12 protein-coding genes and 1 tRNA gene are annotated in these 18,144 nt (G+C 63.8%); 11 read left to right on the top strand and 2 right to left on the bottom strand.

Annotated features, from left to right (window positions below):
• Positions 1-76: 76 nt before the first annotated feature.
• Positions 77-736 (bottom strand): GntR family transcriptional regulator, encoded by a 660-nt coding sequence (locus AC1AV0_RS04170; protein WP_476571386.1) that lies wholly within the window; start codon positions 734-736, stop codon positions 77-79.
• A 229-nt stretch (positions 737-965) separates the two neighbouring features.
• Positions 966-3,068, bottom strand: coding sequence for a transketolase (gene tkt, locus AC1AV0_RS04165; protein WP_476571384.1), 2,103 nt, complete (start codon positions 3,066-3,068; stop codon positions 966-968).
• A gap of 270 nt (positions 3,069-3,338) precedes the next feature.
• Here tkt and AC1AV0_RS04160 point away from each other — a divergent pair, with 270 nt between their 5' ends.
• The 11 genes from AC1AV0_RS04160 (at position 3,339) to AC1AV0_RS04110 (ending at position 18,014) form a co-directional block, all read left to right on the top strand.
• Positions 3,339-4,748 carry an MFS transporter gene (locus AC1AV0_RS04160; protein WP_476571382.1) on the top strand — a complete coding sequence of 470 codons (1,410 nt, stop codon included), beginning with the start codon at positions 3,339-3,341 and terminating at the stop codon, positions 4,746-4,748.
• 92 nt (positions 4,749-4,840) lie between these two features.
• The gene (locus AC1AV0_RS04155; protein ID WP_476571380.1) at positions 4,841-5,938 is read left to right on the top strand and encodes a mandelate racemase/muconate lactonizing enzyme family protein; all 1,098 of its coding nucleotides are present in this window, start codon (positions 4,841-4,843) and stop codon (positions 5,936-5,938) included.
• A 427-nt stretch (positions 5,939-6,365) separates the two neighbouring features.
• A tRNA-Gly gene (locus tag AC1AV0_RS04150) sits at positions 6,366-6,439 on the top strand.
• A gap of 197 nt (positions 6,440-6,636) precedes the next feature.
• Positions 6,637-7,650, top strand: a complete 1,014-nt coding sequence (gene yddG / locus AC1AV0_RS04145) for an aromatic amino acid DMT transporter YddG (protein ID WP_476571378.1) — start codon at positions 6,637-6,639, stop codon at positions 7,648-7,650.
• Positions 7,651-8,002: 352 nt separating this feature from the next.
• Entirely contained in the window at positions 8,003-9,679 is a 1,677-nt protein-coding gene (gene kdpA, locus AC1AV0_RS04140; protein WP_476571377.1) for a potassium-transporting ATPase subunit KdpA, read from the top strand.
• Positions 9,679-11,748, top strand: a complete 2,070-nt coding sequence (kdpB, locus tag AC1AV0_RS04135) for a potassium-transporting ATPase subunit KdpB (RefSeq protein ID WP_476571375.1) — start codon at positions 9,679-9,681, stop codon at positions 11,746-11,748. Before kdpA ends, kdpB begins: the two co-directional genes overlap by 1 nt.
• 30 nt (positions 11,749-11,778) lie before the next feature.
• Positions 11,779-12,387 (top strand): K(+)-transporting ATPase subunit C, encoded by a 609-nt coding sequence (gene kdpC / locus AC1AV0_RS04130; protein WP_476571373.1) that lies wholly within the window; start codon positions 11,779-11,781, stop codon positions 12,385-12,387.
• A gap of 79 nt (positions 12,388-12,466) precedes the next feature.
• Positions 12,467-15,175 (top strand): ATP-binding protein, encoded by a 2,709-nt coding sequence (locus tag AC1AV0_RS04125; protein ID WP_476571371.1) that lies wholly within the window; start codon positions 12,467-12,469, stop codon positions 15,173-15,175.
• Positions 15,172-15,894: a response regulator transcription factor gene (locus AC1AV0_RS04120; RefSeq protein ID WP_476571369.1), complete on the top strand. Its 723-nt coding sequence runs from the start codon at positions 15,172-15,174 to the stop codon at positions 15,892-15,894. Before AC1AV0_RS04125 ends, AC1AV0_RS04120 begins: the two co-directional genes overlap by 4 nt.
• 66 nt (positions 15,895-15,960) lie before the next feature.
• Positions 15,961-16,671, top strand: a complete 711-nt coding sequence (locus tag AC1AV0_RS04115; protein WP_476571367.1) for a LytR/AlgR family response regulator transcription factor — start codon at positions 15,961-15,963, stop codon at positions 16,669-16,671.
• The gene (locus AC1AV0_RS04110) at positions 16,671-18,014 is read left to right on the top strand and encodes a sensor histidine kinase (RefSeq protein ID WP_476571365.1); all 1,344 of its coding nucleotides are present in this window, start codon (positions 16,671-16,673) and stop codon (positions 18,012-18,014) included. Before AC1AV0_RS04115 ends, AC1AV0_RS04110 begins: the two co-directional genes overlap by 1 nt.
• Positions 18,015-18,144 lie beyond the last annotated feature (130 nt).

Below are 18,144 nucleotides of genomic sequence, written 5' to 3'. Positions count from 1 at the left end.
TGCGATGCGGTGCCGTGTGGTTTACGCGGTGTCGCAGATTGTGTTGCTCATTGTATTCCATCCACGCCGACCGATTTCAGATGCGGAAGAAATCGCTGTGTGATTTGAATACCTGCGTATAGGCGTCTCGTGAGTGGATGAGATGTGCGCGGATCGCCTCGGTTGTGCCCTCCTCATCGCCGGCCAATGCGCAATCGATGATTGCGATGTGCTCGTTGGAGGCTTCGGACACTCTTTCCGGCGACCAGGGCAGGAAAATACGGCTGCGTTGGCTGAGCGCCAGCAGCGTGGACATGAGCCCCTCCAGATAATGGTTGCCCGCGCGTTTGGCGAAGTACATGTGGAAGGCATAATCGAAATCGTCTTCGATGGCATCCGCGTCGACGCCGGTGGCCGAGCCCTTTTCCTCGACTCTGTCACGGAGCGCCTGCAATGCCGCGGTGTCCAGCTGGGCGAACGTCTGATGTATCAGATAAGGCTCCACAAGCAGGCGGCATTCGATCATTTCGCGCAGGTCACTGAATGATATCTGGCTGACGACGATGCCTTTGCGGGGAAAGATAGTGACAAGATTTTCCTCGGCAAGCTTGGTGATAGCCTCGCGTACGGGGGTGCGGCTGATGCCGAGCTGTTCGGTGATTTGCCGTTCGTCGATGAAATCGCCTGGCTTGAGCGTGCAGAACACAATCTGTTTGCGCAGATACTCATAGGCGATGTCGCGCTTGTTCTGACCCACCACGGCCCTCCTTTTCATGCCGCATGAAGATCCGGCGCTGATTGCGGTTATCGAGAAACAACAGAAACTTAGTATATCTCGAGTATATCTCGATGGTTTGCGCAGAATGCCGTCTGTTTGCACGCAGTTGCATAAAGGCGCCCGGCCCGCGATGAGGCGGTGCCGGGCGCGAATGGCTGGCCTTCGGCTGACTGGTTGGTTGGTCGGTATGTCAGCCGGTTGGGAGATGTCAGCCGATGATGGAGGCCGCCTTGATCGAGGCCTTGGCCTCCTCGACGACATGCTCGGCGGTGATTCCGAGGTCCCTGAGGTTCTGCAGGCCTTCGCCTTGCAGACCGAAGGTCTCGACGGAAACGGCCCGGCCGAACGATCCGAGGTACTTGTGCCACGGCTGGGCCAATCCGGCTTCGACCGACACGCGTGCGAACACGTTCGGGGGCAGCACGGAGTCGCGGTATTCGGCACTCTGCTGATCGAACCATTCCATGGACGGCATGGAGACCACGCGAGCCTTGATTCCCTCGGTGGTCAGCGTTTTGGCGGCCTCCAAGGCCACCTGCACTTCCGAACCGGTGGCCATAAGAATCACGTCAGGCGTGCCTTCGACTTCCTCCAACGTGTAGGCGCCGTGCTTAACGCCTTCGCGGGCTTTTTCGGCGGTGGCGGCCAACGTGGGCAGCGGCTGGCGGCTGAGCACCATGGCGGTTGGGTGCGTGGTGGGCTTTTCGAAGAAGTAGCGATAGGCTTCGGCGGTTTCGTATTCGTCGGCCGGACGCACCACGTCCAGGTTGGGAATGGCGCGATAGGCAGCCAGATGCTCTACGGGCTGGTGCGTAGGACCATCCTGGCCCAGGCCGACGGAGTCATGCGTCCACACATACAGATTCGGGATGTCCATCAACGCCGCAAGACGCACGGCGCTACGCTCGTAGTCGGCGAACTGGAAGAATGTGCCGGAGAACGGGCGGGTGAGCGAACCGAGCAGGATGCCGTTGGTGATGGCGCCCATGGCGAACTCTCGCACGCCGAAGTGCATCTGACGACCGTAAGGCGTGGCTTGAGGGTGCTGGGGGGTGGCGTATCGCGCCGGGGCGAATGAGGTTGCGCCGTCGATGTCGGTCAGGTTGGCCCCACCCAGATCGGCGGAACCGCCCCACAGTTCCGGCATCACCGGGGCGATGGCGTTGATAACGGCTCCGGACGCCATGCGCGTGGCGACTTCGTTGCCCACGCGGTAGGTTTCTTCGAGCTCGTCAATGGCCTGATCGAATCCTTCGGGAAGTTCGCCGGCGACCAGTCGGTCGTAGAGCGCGGCCTTGTCCGGATTGGCTTCGCGCCACGCGGTGTAACGGTGGTTCCATTCCTCGTGGGCGGCTTGACCGCGTTTGGCGACTTCGCGGGTGCGGTCCAGCACGTCGGCTTCCACCTGGAAGTCCTGGTCGGGGTGGAAGTGGAGCAGTTCCTTGAGGTCGGCGATTGCCTTCGGTCCCAGCAATGCGCCGTGGGTGGAGGGGTCGTTGATCTTGCCAGGCGTGGGCCAGGCAATCAGCGTATCGACCTTGATGAAGTGCGGCTTGTCGGTGACCTGCTCGGCCTTGTGCAGCGCCTCGGCCAGCGCCTCGGCGTCTTCTTTGTAGGAGCCGTCGGGCTGGATGAAACTCACTTCGTCGGTATACCAGCCGTAGGATTCGTAGCGCTTGAGCACATCCTCGGCGAACGCGATCTGCGTCTCACCTTCGATTTGGATATGGTTGGCGTCGAAAATCACGAACAGGTTGCCGAGGTCCTGGTTGCCCGCCAGCGAGCTCGCCTCGCCGGAGACGCCTTCCTCGACGTCGCCTTCGCCGCATACGACCCAGATGTTGTGGTCGAACGGTGATGTGCCGGCCGGGGCGTCCGGATCAAGCAGACCGCGCTGGTAACGCTGGCCATAGGCGAATCCGACGGCGGAGGCGAGGCCTTGCCCAAGCGGTCCGGTGGTGATTTCCAGTCCCGGAGTCAGGCCGTATTCGGGATGCCCGGGGGTGCGGGTGTTCGCATCGCCTCGGAAGTTCTTCAGGTCGTCAAGCGTGAGATATCCGGCGTAGTACAGCTGGATGTATTGGGCGAGCGAGGCGTGTCCGCCGGAGAGGATGAAGCGGTCGCGGCCGGGCCACTGCGGGTCGGCCGGGTCGTGCCGGAGGAAATGCTGGTACAGGGTGTAGGTGATTGGCTGCAATGAGATGGCGGAGCCGGGGTGACCATGTCCCGCGTGTTCCACGGCGTCGGCGGCCAGAACTTTGGCCATGTTGACTGCTCGGGTGTCGAGCTCGGACCAGGTGAATGCTGTCACGGTCTCTTTCCTTTCTTGTGCGGAAAACACGCGGGTGGCGTGTCCGCCATCGTTGGCGGCATAGGTGCCGCGTGTGGGTCGTTTTTGTCGGGGCATCGGTGGCTCGGTGTGTCGTCGAGTTGACAAATCCTGTCCGACGACTTCTAATATATCACACGTATACGCAAAAAATAACCGTGGTGTTCCGGGACAGTGAAGACGAAGGAATGCCGCACAACCACTTGGAATGACGGTCTGTTCTGCAGATCGTCCTGCACGAAGGAGTGTGCAATGGCAGCTGGCAATCTAGCCATATACGACACGATCGAGCGGGCGAAGGCCGTGCTCGATCGTCAGGAGGCCAAACAATCATCCAAAGCCGGATGGCTGATGGTCACGGCCCTGCTCATCGAGAGCTGGGATATCTACTCGATGTCGTTCATCATGACGCATCTGAGGGATGTGTTTAACCCGAGCGCTGGTCTGCTGGGCTTCACCTCCGCCGGCACCCAGCTGGGCGCCATCGTAGGCGCGATTCTCGGCGGTTGGCTCACCGACAAATACGGCCGCCGTAACATCTTCATGGCTTCCATGACGATGTTCGCCGTGTGCGCCGTGGCCCAAGGTATGGCGCCGAGCATGGAGGTGCTGGCCATCATCCGCTGCATCGCCGGTATTCCGGTCGGCGCGGATGTTGCGAACGGCTTCACCTACATGATGGAGATCATGCCCAAGGGCAAGCGTGAGGTTATGGCCAATCGTTGGCAGTTCATGTTCTCGCTGGGCATCCTGTGCGCCATCTTCCTCGTCACCTGCTTCGAGCTGGGCAGCCTCGACCCGAACGTCACCTGGCGCATCGTGCTCGCCGTGCCGGCCATTCCTGCGGTGCTGCTGCTCCTCGCCCGTCATAACCTGCCTGAGACGCCGACGTGGTACGTCGAGCATGGTCGCTTCGTGGAAGCCCGCAAGGTGGCCGCCGACTACTACGGCAACGACTGCCTGGCCGGCATCGTTCCGGACAATGATGTGGCCATCCCGCATCCGACTTGGGCCGAGACCATCAAGGATCTGTTCTCCGACAGCTTCACCCGTCGCAGCACCATCTTCGCGTGGACCTCGAACTTCGTGCAGGCTCTGGAAAACTACTCGTTCTCCTTCTATCTGCCGACCATCCTCGCCGGCCTCGGCATCGCGACGCTGGTGCAGAACAATCTCGCCATGTTCGCCGTCTACGTGCTGGCTTCGATCTCCGCTTTCGTCGGTCCGCTGCTTCTGCCCAAGGTCGGGCACAAGGGACTGAGCCAGTGGGGCTTCGGCTTGGTGTTCGTCGGCATCCTCATCTCCGTGATCGGCATCGCGAACAGCATGATGGTCGTCATCATCCTCGGCTCGGGCGTCATGCTGTGGGGTCACTACTGGTCCTCGGAAAGCGGCCAGACCGTTGCTTCGCTTGTGGCCAAGCCCGCTTACCGTGGCGCCGCTTCCGGTATCGCCTACACCTTCGTCAAGCTGGCCTCGTTCGTCACGCTGTGGGTGTTCCCGACGCTGTTCGAGACCCTCGGTGTGGTCAAGGCCGATCTGATCGTCATGATCTTCCCCGCCATCGCTTTCCTCGCGGCCACTTTCGTGCTGCCGGAAGTGTTCGACCATGCGGTATCCGCAGGGTCCGTCTCGAAGAAGGATCAGGCGCAGGCCGAATAAATAAAAATCGTTCCCATCGCGGCCATCCCGCCGTATGGGCGATCCATAACAACCCAAAGCTATACGCAATCAATACAGAAAGTGAGAACATCATGAGCAACATCCCCACCATCGAAAGCATCAAGCTCACCCCGACCCGCGTGCCGCTGCCCGAAGGACCTTGGGGCGATCAGATCCACCATGTGGAGAACATCGAGGTCGTTATCGCCGAGGTGCAGGGCTCCAACGGTCTGACCGGCGTGGGTTTCAGCCACACCTCCGGCTGGTGTGGCGCCACCATCGCGCAGCTTGACGAAGAGATCATCCCCGATGTGATCGGTCTCAAGGTGTCCCCGCAGGGACTGTGGCGACGCTCCTACAAGTACATCCACGATGTCGGTGGCGCCGGCGTCACCACCCACGCCCTGTCCGCGCTCGACATCGCTTACTGGGATCTGCTCGCCAAGTCTCTGGATGTGTCGCTGTACGATCTGCTTGGCAAGGTGCGCGACCGCGTGCCGCTGTACGGCTCCGGCATCAACCTGAACCTGACCGTTGAAGAGGTTATCGAGCAGGTCAAGCGTTGGAAGGCCGAAGGCTATGTCTGCGCCAAGGTCAAGGTCGGCAAGCCCGACATCGAGGAGGACGTGGAGCGTCTGACCAAGATTCAGGAAGCCGTGCCCGGATTCCCGCTGGCTGTGGACGCCAATCAGGGCTGGTCTTTGCCCGCCGCGCTGCGTGCCTTTAAGAAGTTCGACCACCTCAACTTGCTGTGGATCGAGGAGCCGCTGCCCAGCGACGACATCGTCGGACACAAGGTGCTGCGCGAGCGCGTGAACACCCCGATTGCCCTGGGTGAGAACACCTACACGCTCAACCAGTTCAACCAGCACTTCGAGCAGGGCTCCTGCGACTACGTGCAGGCCGATCTGGGACGTGTCGGCGGCATCACCGGCTATCTCGATATCGCCGCGGCCGCCCGCGCGCACAACCTGCCCATGACGCCGCACTTCGTGATGGAACTGAGCGCCTCGCTGCTCAGCTGCATCCCGAACATCTATGCCTCCGAGATGACCGACGGCGGCACGTGGACCCGCCTGGGCATCTTCAAGGACCAGAACCGCATCGATCATGGCTACTGGGTTCCGCCGACCGCTCCGGGCCACGGCCTGGAGGTCGATTGGGACTACGTCAACGCGCACAAGTTCTGATCGGTTGAACGGCGGCGATGATCATGAGCCTTCCACCTAGCAAAATATGTGCGAACTACTCCATCGCCGTGGCTTATGCGGCGTATGTCTCGACGGCTGGATTCGTCCCTGTGATCGCCCGGTGGGGCCACAAGTGGCGAGTCACCATCTGATGGCAGGTCGTTGACAGCGTTGGCCGTCGTTTCGCATCGTCTTCTCTGAGACGGTGTGGAACGACGGTTTTTCGTTTCTTAGCCCATATCGCCAGAAACTGGTCGATGGCGGCGCTTTGAGTGTCTTGTTTTTGAGGTCGTCGATGATGCCGGGCAACGCCTCCGCATCCTGCGGGCGGTTGCCTTCGACATGTTCTGGGAGGATATGCCGCGCCTCGCCAACTCGTGGTAGACTGTCTGCTTGTGCGCGGCCGCGCTTGCGGTTGGCGACATCTGCGGATGTAGTTCATCGGTAGAACGAAAGCTTCCCAAGCTTTAGAGGCGGGTTCGACTCCCGTCATCCGCTCCACTTCAAATCGGCCTGATCCGGCCATTTTTCACAAGAAACGTTAGATGAAATCTGATGAAAGCTGCCTCGTGAACGCGTGGTGGCCACAATCTATTCCGAGGTGATGTCTCCTGCCGGCGTGGCTCGTTGCGTAAGCGTCTTGGCGATTGTCTAGCGTGCGTATTGGCAAATTGTGGTGGTGCGACGAAGAGGGCAGCATGGGCAAGGTGGATGAGCTGGACAAGACGAATGGGCCGGTCAAGACGGACGAGTCAGGCAAACCGGGCAAGGTGGAGGCGTCAGAGTCACTGGGCGAGCTGGCGAACGGGCGTCGGCATGTGATTTCTTCGCGGGCGACCGCGGTGGGGCTGTTGGCGATTCTGTTGTGGAGCCTGATGGTCGCGTTGGTACGTATCGTGACCGACGCTTTCGGTGCCACGCTCGGCACGGCGATGGTATACACCACCGGCGTGGTGCTGCTGATGATCTTCCATCGCCCCGCCCCTTTAAAGGCGTATCCCAAGCGTTACCTGCTTATCGGCGGCGCGTTGTTCGTGTTCTACGAGACGGCGATCTCCTTGTCGATCGGCCTGGCCTCCACGGCCACGCAGTCCGTGGAAGTCAGCCTTGTCAACTATCTATGGCCCACGATGATGGTGCTGCTCGCCGCCGCCCTCGCCAAACCTCGAGCCAAAGGCGCGGTCTGGCGCGTGCTACCGGGCGCGGTCGTCGCCACCTGCGGCGTGGTGCTGTCCGTCGGCGGCAACAGCGGCCTCGACTGGCAAGTCGCCGCCGCCAACGTCGCCTCGAATCCGCTGCCCTATCTGCTCGCCTTCGCGGGCGCGTTCGCGTGGGCCGTGTACGCCGTGATCACACCGGTTCTGTCCGAAGGGCAGGACGGCACCTCCGTGTTCTTCCCCTGTGTGGCCGTGGTGTTGTGGGTCATCCACTTTGCCTCCGGCGAGGGGATGCCTGACGTTATGCCGCAGGTCGGCGCCTGGCTGGCCGTGCCGGCCGCGGCCGCGGTGATCGCCGGCGGCTACGCCTGCTGGGGATACGGCATTCTGCACGGCAGTCTGAGCAAACTCGCCGTGGCTTCGTATGCCACACCGCTGCTTTCCGTCGCCGCCAGCGCCTTGCTGTTGGGATTGTCGCTGTCCTTGCCGTTCTGGTGCGGCGCAGTGCTGGTGGTCGCCGGTTCGCTGCTCAACTGGCGCGCCAACCGCGGCTGAAGCGGCTGCTGCACGCCCCGCCGTTAGCAAAACGTTAGGGTTATCTCCACGCCCGTATGGGTTCCGTTAGTTTCCCTCCACACCCCGCGCCTCGCGCCTAGGCTGAATGCTGCAAAGCGCCTGATGGTAGGCGCTCGATGGAATGGAGAGAACGATGCCATGGTGGCTTGATGTGGCCTATGTGGTGGGCGCGGTGGTTCTGTTCGCCGCGTTGGATGCGTTGGGCAAGGCGGTGGACCGGCTATGATCCTCGCAGTATTCACCGCCGCCGGAGTGGTCGGGGGAGTACTGGGCGTGGCCTACATGCTCTACGCCCTGTGCCGCCCGGAGCGATTCTGAAAGCGTAGCGGCCATGGTGCTCGTATACGCGCTGCTCGCCCTCGCGCTGGTCGTGGCGCTTCTCGCCGCGCTCGCCAACCCGCTGGGCGACTATATATTCCATGTTTTCACCGCCGAACACGATCTGCGCGCCGAACGCGCGATCTACCGCGTCATCGGCGTCGACCCCAGGAAAAGCCAAAGCTGGAAGGCCTATCTGCGCGCCATCCTCGCCTTTTCGCTGGTGGGTCTGCTCGCGCTCTACGCCCTGCAGCGCGTACAGGCCTGGCTGCCGTACTCGCTGGGCAACGCCAACGTGCCCGCGCCGCTCGCGTTCAACACGGCCGTCTCCTTCGTGGCCAACACGAACTGGCAGGCCTATTCGCCCGAAGCCACGCTGGGCTACGCGGTGCAGATTGCCGGCCTGACCGCCCAAAACCTCGTTTCCGCCGCGGTCGGCATCTGCGTGGCCGTGGCGCTGATGCGCGGTTTCGCATGGCGCGGATCCGCGACCATCGGCAATTTCTGGGTTGACCTGACCCGCTGCGTGACGCGCGTGCTGCTACCGATCTGCGTGGTGATGGGCACGATTCTCATCGCGCTCGGCGTGGTGCAGAATCTCGCGGGTTTCGTCGAGACGGCCACCGTCTCCGGCACCACGACCCAGACGATCATGCAGGGCCCGGTCGCCAGCCAGGAGGTCATCAAGGAGCTCGGCACCAACGGTGGCGGCTTCTTCAACGCGAACGCCGCGCACCCGTACGAGAACCCGAATATGTGGACCAATCTCGTCGAGATTCTGCTTATGCTTGCGATTCCGGTCGCGCTGACCCGCACGTTCGGCCGCATGGTGGGCGACGTGCGCCAAGGCAGGGCGCTGCTGGGCGCGATGGCGGCCCTGTTCGCCGCGTCCTTCCTCGCGCTGGTGTGCTTCGAATCGTTCTCCGCCGACCCGCTCACGCTGTTGGCCGGCGGTTCGATGGAAGGCAAGGAGAGTCGCTTCGGCGTGGTCTGGTCCAGCCTGTTCTCCACCGTGTCGACCTCCACCTCCACGGGCGCGGTTAACGCCATGCACGACTCGTACACGGCGCTCGGCGGCATGATGCTCCTGTTCAATATGATGCTCGGCGAGGTGAGCCCCGGCGGCGTGGGCTCCGGCCTGTACGGCCTGCTGGTGATGGCTATCGTGGCCGTGTTCATCGCCGGCCTGATGGTGGGCCGCACGCCGGAATACCTCGGCAAGAAGATCGGCCCACGCGAGATGAAGATGGCCTCGCTCTACTTCCTCGTCATGCCGGTGCTGGTGGTTACGGGCGTGGCTTTGAGTTTCGCCGTTCCCGCCGTGCGCGAGTCGGTCGCGGGCTCGCTGAACAACACCGGCAACCACGGCTTCACCGAGGTGGTCTACGCCTTCACCTCCGCCGCCAACAACAACGGCTCCGCCTTCGCTGGCTTGGGTGCCGACACCCCTTGGTTCAACACCGCGCTGGGGTTGGCGATGCTGCTCGGACGCTTCGTGCCGATCGTGCTGGTGGTCGCCCTGGCGGGTTCGCTCGCCGCCCAGGAGCCGGTGCCGCGCACCGTGGGCACGATGCGCACCGACAACGCCCTGTTCGTATTCCTGCTGGTGTTTGTAATTGTGGTCGTTTCCGCGCTGACGTTCTTCCCGACGCTTGCGTTGGGCCCGTTGGCGGAAGGTTTGGTGATGTGATGATAACCGCGTTGCGTAAATTCGATCCGCGCGTCATGTGGCGCAATCCCGTGATGTTCATCGTCTGGGTGGGGGCCGTGTTCCTCACGCTGGTCGGCATCGTGCAGATTTTCGACGTGGAGATGCGCCAGGGCGAGCCGATCTACTTCACCTGGCTGGTCGCGGTCTGTCTGTGGGCGACCGTCCTGTTCGCGAACCTCGCCGAATCCGTGGCCGAGGGCCGCGGCAAGGCGCAGGCCGACGCGTTGCGTAAAACCCGCACCACCACGCCGGCTCGCCGCGTCGTCGGCTACGACGAGTCTGCCGACCCCGACGCACGCGGCCCCGAGCACGGCGATGGTCCGGCCTATATCGAGGAGGTGCCGTCCTCCGATCTGCGGTTGGGCGATGTGGTCGTGGTCGCAGAGGGCGATTTGATCCCCGGGGACGGCGACATCATCTCCGGCATCGCCTCGGTGGATGAGTCCGCCATCACCGGCGAATCCGCGCCCGTGATCCGCGAATCGGGCGGCGACCGTTCGGCCGTCACCGGCGGTACGCGCGTGCTTTCCGACCGCATCGTCGTGCGCATCACCCAAAAGCCCGGCGAATCCTTCGTCGACAAGATGATCGCGCTGGTCGAAGGCGCGAACCGGCAGAAAACCCCCAACGAGATCGCGCTTAACGTGCTGCTCAGCTCGCTGACCATCATCTTCCTCGTCGTGGTGCTGAGCCTCAACGCGCAGGCCGGAGCGGTGGGTGCGTCCGTCAGCCTGACCGTGCTGCTCGCCCTGCTGGTGTGCCTGATCCCCACCACCATCGGCGCGCTGCTGAGCGCCATCGGCATCGCCGGCATGGACCGGCTGGTGCAGCGCAACGTGCTCGCCACCTCCGGCCGCGCCATCGAAGCCGCCGGCGACGTGACCACCCTGCTGCTCGACAAAACCGGCACCATCACCTACGGCAACCGCCAAGCGTCGGCCTTCCACCCGCTGCCCGGCGTGGAGCAAAGCGCCCTCGTGCGCGCGGCCGCGTTGAGCTCGCTGGCCGACTCCACCCCCGAAGGCCAATCCATCGTGGCGCTCGCCGCCAGCATGGGCCAGCATCTCAACGACGTTCCCGGCGCGCAGCCGGTGGCGTTCACGGCCGAAACCCGCATGTCCGGACTGGACCTGCCGGGCGGCGAACGCATCCGCAAAGGCGCGACCTCCGCCATCGAAGCGTGGATCGCGGCCGAGGGCGCGGCCGTCGAACAAAGCGTGATCGACGCGATGCACGACCGGGTCGACTCGGTCTCCAGGCAGGGTGGCACCCCGCTGGTCGTGGCCGAACAGACGGCCGGCCGCACGGTGCGCGTGCTCGGCGTCGTCCAACTCAAAGACGTGGTCAAAGAGGGGCTGCGCGAACGGTTCGAGGAATTGCGTGCCATGGGCATCCGCACGGTGATGGTCACCGGCGACAACCCGCTGACCGCGAAGGCCATCGCGCAGGAGGCCGGAGTCGACGATTTCATCGCCGAAGCCAAGCCGGAAGACAAACTCGCCTACATCAAGGCCGAGCAGGCGAAGGGCCAGCTGGTGGCGATGACCGGCGACGGCACCAACGACGCTCCCGCGCTCGCCCAATCCGACGTGGGCGTGGCCATGAACTCCGGCACTTCGGCCGCGAAGGAGGCCGGCAATATGGTCGACCTCGACTCCGATCCGACCAAACTCATCGACATCGTGCGCATCGGCAAGCAGCTGCTGATCACGCGCGGCGCGCTGACCACCTTCTCCATCGCCAACGACATCGCGAAATACTTTGCGATCATCCCCGCCATGTTCATGGACCGGTTTCCAGGGTTGTCGGCGCTGAACATCATGGGGCTGCATTCGTCGCTGTCCGCCGTGCTATCCGCGGTGATCTTCAACGCGGCCATCATCGTGGCGCTGATTCCGCTCGCGCTCAAAGGCGTGGACTACCGCGCCGAAAGCGGCGAGAAAATCCTCGGTCGCAATCTCAAAATCTATGGCCTGGGCGGCATTATCGCGCCGTTTGTCGGCATCTGGGCCATCGACCTGTTCATTCGGCTGATCCCCGGCTTGTGAGCCGGCTCGCCCACGAAAGGAGTATCTGTTATGAAGAACGCGCTGGCGCTGCATATGCGCACCTATTGGGCGGGATTCAAGGCGGTGATCGTGTTCACCGCGCTCGCCATCGCCTACACGCTGCTGATGGTGGGCATCGGCCAGCTGGGATTCCCTGCCCAAGCCAATGGTTCGATGCTGGCCAACAGCGAGGGCGAGGTGGTCGGTTCGTCCCTGATCGGGCAGTCCTTCACCGACGAGAGCGGCCGCGCGCTGCCCCAATACTTCCAGTCGCGCCCCTCCGCGGCCGGTGACGGCTACGATGCCGCGGCCTCCGGCGCGACCAATAAGGGGCATCAGGACGAGGGGCTGATCGCCTCGGTCGAGGAGCGTCGCGCCGCCATCGCCGAGCGTGAGGGTGTGGACGTGCGAGACGTACCGGCCGATGCCGTCACCACTTCGGCCTCCGGACTCGACCCGCATATCAGCCCCCAATACGCGGCCATCCAGGTGGAGCGCGTGGCCGAGGCGCGCGGGCTGTCCGTCGAGCAGGTCGAGAAGCTGGTGCGGCGCAACACCACCGGTCGTGGGCTGGGATTCATCGGCGAGCCGGTGGCGAACGTCGTCACCCTCAACCTCGCGCTCGACGAACTGGAGTAATACCCACGCGCCACCCCATCGTGCGGTCCATGGTGCGGTACAGTCGGGGTGGGCAAGGCCGGATAGATCGGACGGGACGATGGCGAACACACGAGGATCGCTGCGGGTGCTGCTGGGCGCGGCGCCTGGCGTGGGCAAAACCTACGCGATGCTGCAGGAGGGGCGGCGGCTGCGCTCCGAAGGCAAGGACGTGGTCATCGCCTTGTTGGAGACGCACGGCCGGCAGGCCACCGCGCAGGCCGCCGAAGGGATCGAGCAGGTGCCTCGCCGCCGTGTGCGCTACCGCGGCATGTGGCTTGACGAGATGGACCTGTTCAAAGTCGTCGAACGCGGGCCGCAGGTGGCGCTGGTCGACGAATTCGCCCACAGCAACGCGCCCGGCTCCGTGCACGCCAAGCGCTGGCAGGACGTGGAGGACCTGCTCGACGCGGGCATCGACGTGATCACCACCATCAACGTGCAGCATATCGAATCGCTGAACGATGTGGTGCGAGGCATCACCGGCAGCGCGCAACGCGAGACGGTGCCCGACAAAGTGCTGCGCGCCGCCACACAGATCGAACTGGTGGACCTGCCGCCGGAGGGCCTGCGCGAGCGGCTTGCGGCCGGACTGGTGTACCAGCCGAACCGGGTGGATGCCGCCCTGTCCAATTATTTTCGCCTCGGCAATCTCACGGCCCTGCGTGAGCTGGCGTTGCTGTGGCTGGCAGGGCGCGTGGACGAAGCGCTCAAAGCCTACCGTGACGAGCACCACATCAGCGCCAAATGGGAGACTCGCGAACGGGTGGTCGTTGCCCTGTCTGGCGGGCCCGAAGGCGAGCGGCTGCTGCGTCGCGGCGCTCGCGTGGCCCGGGCGTCCGGCGGCGGCGACCTGATGGGCGTGCACGTGACCAGCGAGGACGGACTGCGCGGATCCGACCCCGTTCTGCTGGAGCAGCAGCGCGAACTGGTGGAACAGCTGGGCGGGTCCTACCATCAGATCACCGGCGAAAGCATCGCCGACGCGTTGCTGCAATTCGCGCGCGCCAACAACGCCACGCAGATCATCGTCGGCGTCTCGCGCCGCTCCGCGATCTCGCGTTGGCTCGGCCGCCCCTCCTCGACCAACGAGATCATCTCCAAATCCGGCGATATCGATGTGCATGTGGTCACCCACGCGTTCGCCCACCGGCAGACGCTGCTGCGGTGGCGCTTGCCTCGCGCCCGCCGCACGATGACCATGCCCCGCATCGCGGCGGGATTCCTGTTCTCCTGCTTCGCCGTGCCCGCGGTGGCCGGACTGCTGGCGTTCGCCTCGGACCCGATGTTCGCCGCACGCGACGCGCTGGTGCTGCAGCTGATTGTGGTCGCGTCCGCGCTGATCGGCGGCGTCGCGCCCGCGACCATGGCCGCCGTGCTCTCCGGACTTGCGCTCGACTATCTGTACGTCGCGCCGACCGGCACCCTGCATATGCCGCATTGGCAGGATTGGCTGACCATGCTGCTGTATGTGGCCGTGGGCGTGATCGTCTCGTTTGTGGTGGACCGGGCCGGCGAGCGGGCGCGGCAGGCGCAGCGCGCGTCCGCCGAGTCGGAGATGCTGGCCGCCATCTCCGGTGCCGTGCTGCGCAGCGGCGATCCTTTGGAGGCGATTGTGGCGCGCATGCGCGAGGCCTTCGGCTTCACCCGCGTGCGTGTGGTGCGGGGTGATGAGGTGCTGGCGTCGGATGGTGACGAGGCTGACGCCGCAATTCCCAGCACCATCGCCATCGGTGACGAGGGCGTGACGTTGGAACTGTACGGCCGCGCCATCGAAGCCAACGACCAGCGGCTGCTTATGGCGGTCGCCTCGCAGATTCTCACGGTGCTCGAGCACAATGTGCTGGCCCAAAAAGCGCAGGAAGTCGAGCCTTTGGCCGCGGCGGAGAAGATGCGCACGGCCCTGCTCAACGCGGTGAGCCACGACCTGCGTCGTCCGCTGGCCTCGGCCACCGCGGCGGTCTCCGGACTGCGGCGCATGGGCCACACGATCAGCGAGGAGGACCGCGATGAACTGCTGGCGGTGGCGGACGAATCATTGGGGCAGCTGACCAAACTGGTCACGGACCTGCTCGACGTCTCACGCATCCGCGAGGGGGCACTGCCGCTGGCGATGGTTGCCTCCGACGTGGGCGCGGCCATCGTGCCCGTGCTCGACGAGCGGCATATCGGGCCGGGCAAGGTGGACCTCGACCTCGACCCGCAACTGCCGCTGGTGATGGCCGATCCGCCGCTGCTGAGACGCGCGCTGGCCAACGTGGTGGATAATGCGATGCGATTCACCTCCGAGGAAGGGCGCATCCGCATCTCGGCCTCCGCGTTCAACGGCATGGTGGAGATTCGCGTGGCCGACCGTGGGCCGGGTGTGCCCGACGAGCGTAAGGCCGACATGTTCGTGCCGTTCCACCGGCTGGGCGATACCGACAACACCACCGGCTTGGGGCTGGGCATGGCGCTGTCGAAGGGATTCGTCGAATCGATGGGCGGTTCGATCGAAGCGGAGGACACTCCGGGCGGCGGGCTGACCCTGGTGATCGGGCTGCATGCGGCCGATGCTGCGCTGCGGCTGGGGCAGCCCATCCCGCCGGCCGACATTCCCGCCTCGACCATGGCCGTGTCGGGTATGCTCTCCGATGTGATGCTGCCGTTGCGCGGCGAGGCCTCGGCCGACGTGCTCGAAGGGCTGGTGGGCCGCGCGCTGAACGTCGCGGGCGGAGGCCCGGACGGGGCGGTCGATGATGTCCGTACGAACCCGAAGGAGGTGCGATGATGAAGATTCTGGTGGCCGACGACGATCCGCAGTTCCTCAAGGCGCTGCGGATCACCCTGCGCTCGCAGGGGTATCAGATCGTCACCGCGGCGGACGGCGTGCAATGCATCCAAGTCGCGGTCGAGGAGCATCCCGACCTGTTCGTGCTTGACCTTGGCATGCCGAAAATGGACGGTATGGGCGTGATCCAAGGCGTGCGCGGCTGGACCGACGCGCCGATTCTCGTGGTGTCCGGCCGCACTGACGCGCGCGAGAAGGTCGCCGCGCTCGACGCAGGGGCCGATGATTACGTGACCAAGCCCGTCTCCATCGACGAGCTGCTCGCCCGCATCCGCGCGCTGGGTCGACGCATCCCGCAGGAGTCGGACGGTGCGCAGGAGGCCCAGTCCCCGCAAGTCGTGCTGGGCGATGTGACCGTGGACTTGGCCGCCCATGCCGTGTTCCGCAGCGTAGGTGACACGGACGCCCGTCAGGAGCGTGTGCGGCTGACCCCCACCGAATGGAAGGTGCTGGAGATGCTGGTGCGCAACGCCGGTCGGCTGGTCACCCGTCAGGACCTGCTCACTGAGATCTGGGGCTCCGAACACATCAGTGATTCCGGATACCTGCGCCTCTACATCTCCCAGTTACGCCGCAAAATCGAGCCCGACCCCGCCCACCCGCAATACCTCCACACCGACCCCGGCATGGGCTACCGTCTCGACCTTCCCGCCGCGTAGGTCGGCGAGCCGAGCCGCCGTGCGAGGTCCGCTGTTAAGCTGGGATTCGAGGAAAGCGAGGGTGCGATGGTTGCGGTGGCTGTGGTTGACGATGACGTCGAGGCCCGTGCGAGGCTGTGTGGGTATCTCACGCGGTTCGCCGAAAACCGCGACGGCATGGACGTGTCGGTCGAGGAGTTTCCCAGCGCGGTCGCCCTGCTGCACCACTATCAGCCTACGTACGACATCATTTTTCTGGACATCGAAATGGACGAGGTCGACGGCATCAAGGCCGCGCAGGTCATCCGCGAAAGCGATCCGGCCACGATTCTCGTCTTCGTGACCAATATGGCGCAGCTTGCCATCAAAGGCTACGAGGTGGAGGCGCTGGATTTCGTCGTCAAGCCGGTGGATTACTACAGTTTCGACATGGTGATGCGCAAGGCCCTGCTGCGCATGGAGCGCCGCCAGCAGAGCGCCATCCGCCTCGTGACGCGCGGCGCCGTGCAGGTGCTGCCGCTGAGCCACATCGACTACGTGGAGGTGCAGAACCACTACATCACCTACCACACCACCGACGGCGATTTCACCGTCAAAGGCACGCTCGCCCAGGCCGAAGCCGCGCTGGCACAGGGTAATTTCATGCGATGCAACCGCTGGTACCTGGTGAACGTCGACAACATCACCGGGCTCGACGGCAATCTGGTCACGGTTGGGTCGAGCAGCATCGAGGTCAGCCGCTCCAAAAAGCAGGAGATTTTGCGCGCAGTCACCGCTTCGATGGGAGGCGCGCTGTGATGAGTCTCGAGTGGTTGCCCGCCTCCGTCACGCCGTTGAGTCTATTCAATCTGGGGGCATTCACCGTGGAGCTGGTGGTGGCGCAAGCGTTGTTCGCCGTGCGTTGGCTACCCCGACCGCCGTTTGGCCGGGCCATCGCGGCTGCGACGGGGATGCTGCTGTGCATGTTGGCGTGTCTGATTGCACTGGATGGTGTGCAGGCGTTGTATTTGCGCCATATGATCCGGTTCGGGATGTTGTTCCTGGCTTCAATGATTGCGTTGCGTTACGTCTATCGTTGCGAGGTGCGCGTCGCCGCGCAAATCGGCGTCTGCGGGTACGCCTTGCAGCATATCGCGGCGGCGCTGGTCGAAATCGGACATTTGGGCAGGGCGATGCTGCCGTTGGAGTTGGCGCGGACGTGGGCGTTCGGCGAGCTGATGCGCATCGTATTATTCGCCGTCGTATACGGCGCGTTCGCCTGGTGGTATATCCGCCGTTTCGACGTATTGGGAGTGCGACTCTCGCCGGGAGGTCTGGGTTTTCTGGTCGTCAGCGTGCTGCTGGTCACCATCGGATTGAGCAGCTTCGCCTACACCGACGAGCATGCGGCTGCGACGCTGTTCGCGATGAGGGCGGTTTCCGTACTCACTTGCGTGATGATCCTGCTGGTGTTTGCCGAACTGGCGCGCAACCAACGCCTATCCGACGAACTCGCCTTCGTGCGGCGGATGAACGATCTGCGCACGAACTACTACGAACTGCTGAAAGACACCATAGAGACGACGAACGTGCGCTACCACGATCTCAAACATCAGGTGGCCCGTCTGCGGTCCACGGTGGATGGCGGTGCTGAAGGGGCGCAAGCCTCCCATGCCGTGCTCGACGAAATCGCCGAATCGGTGGGAACCTACGACAACATCGCCAAAACCGGCAACGCGGCGCTTGACGTGGTGCTCACGCAGAAAAGCCTAGAATGCGCCCGCAAATCGATCCACTTCACCTACATGGTCGACGCGGGATGCTTGGAACGCGTCAGCGACTACAACATCTACTCGTTGTTCGGCAACGCGCTCGACAACGCCATCGAAGCGGTGGAGCGGCTGGATGACGAGGAACGCCGGGTGGTGAAACTCACCGGCGTGACGCGCGGCGGCTTCGTGAACATCCATGTGACCAACTACTACGATCAGGTCAAGCGCGGTGGCGACGGCGAATTGGTCACCACCAAAGCCGATGCTGTCAGCCATGGGTACGGAGTGAAAAGCATCCGCATGATCGTCGAACAGTTGGGCGGCGACATGACCATCACCGCGCAGGATGGCATTTTCGATCTCAATATCGTGCTGCCCAAGGTGGGCTGAGCCTGATCCCAGCAAGCTCGAGCGGAGGCCGTGAACCGTTCGCGACCGTTCGCCGACCGCTCCCGTACCTCGGCTCGCGAGGAGCGGCGACCTCTCATATCGTCGAAATCACCTAAGGATTCCAAGCGTT

The sequence above is a fragment of the Bifidobacterium sp. LH_558 genome, assembly GCF_056356295.1.
This window is presented reverse-complemented; position numbering and strand designations above follow the sequence as displayed.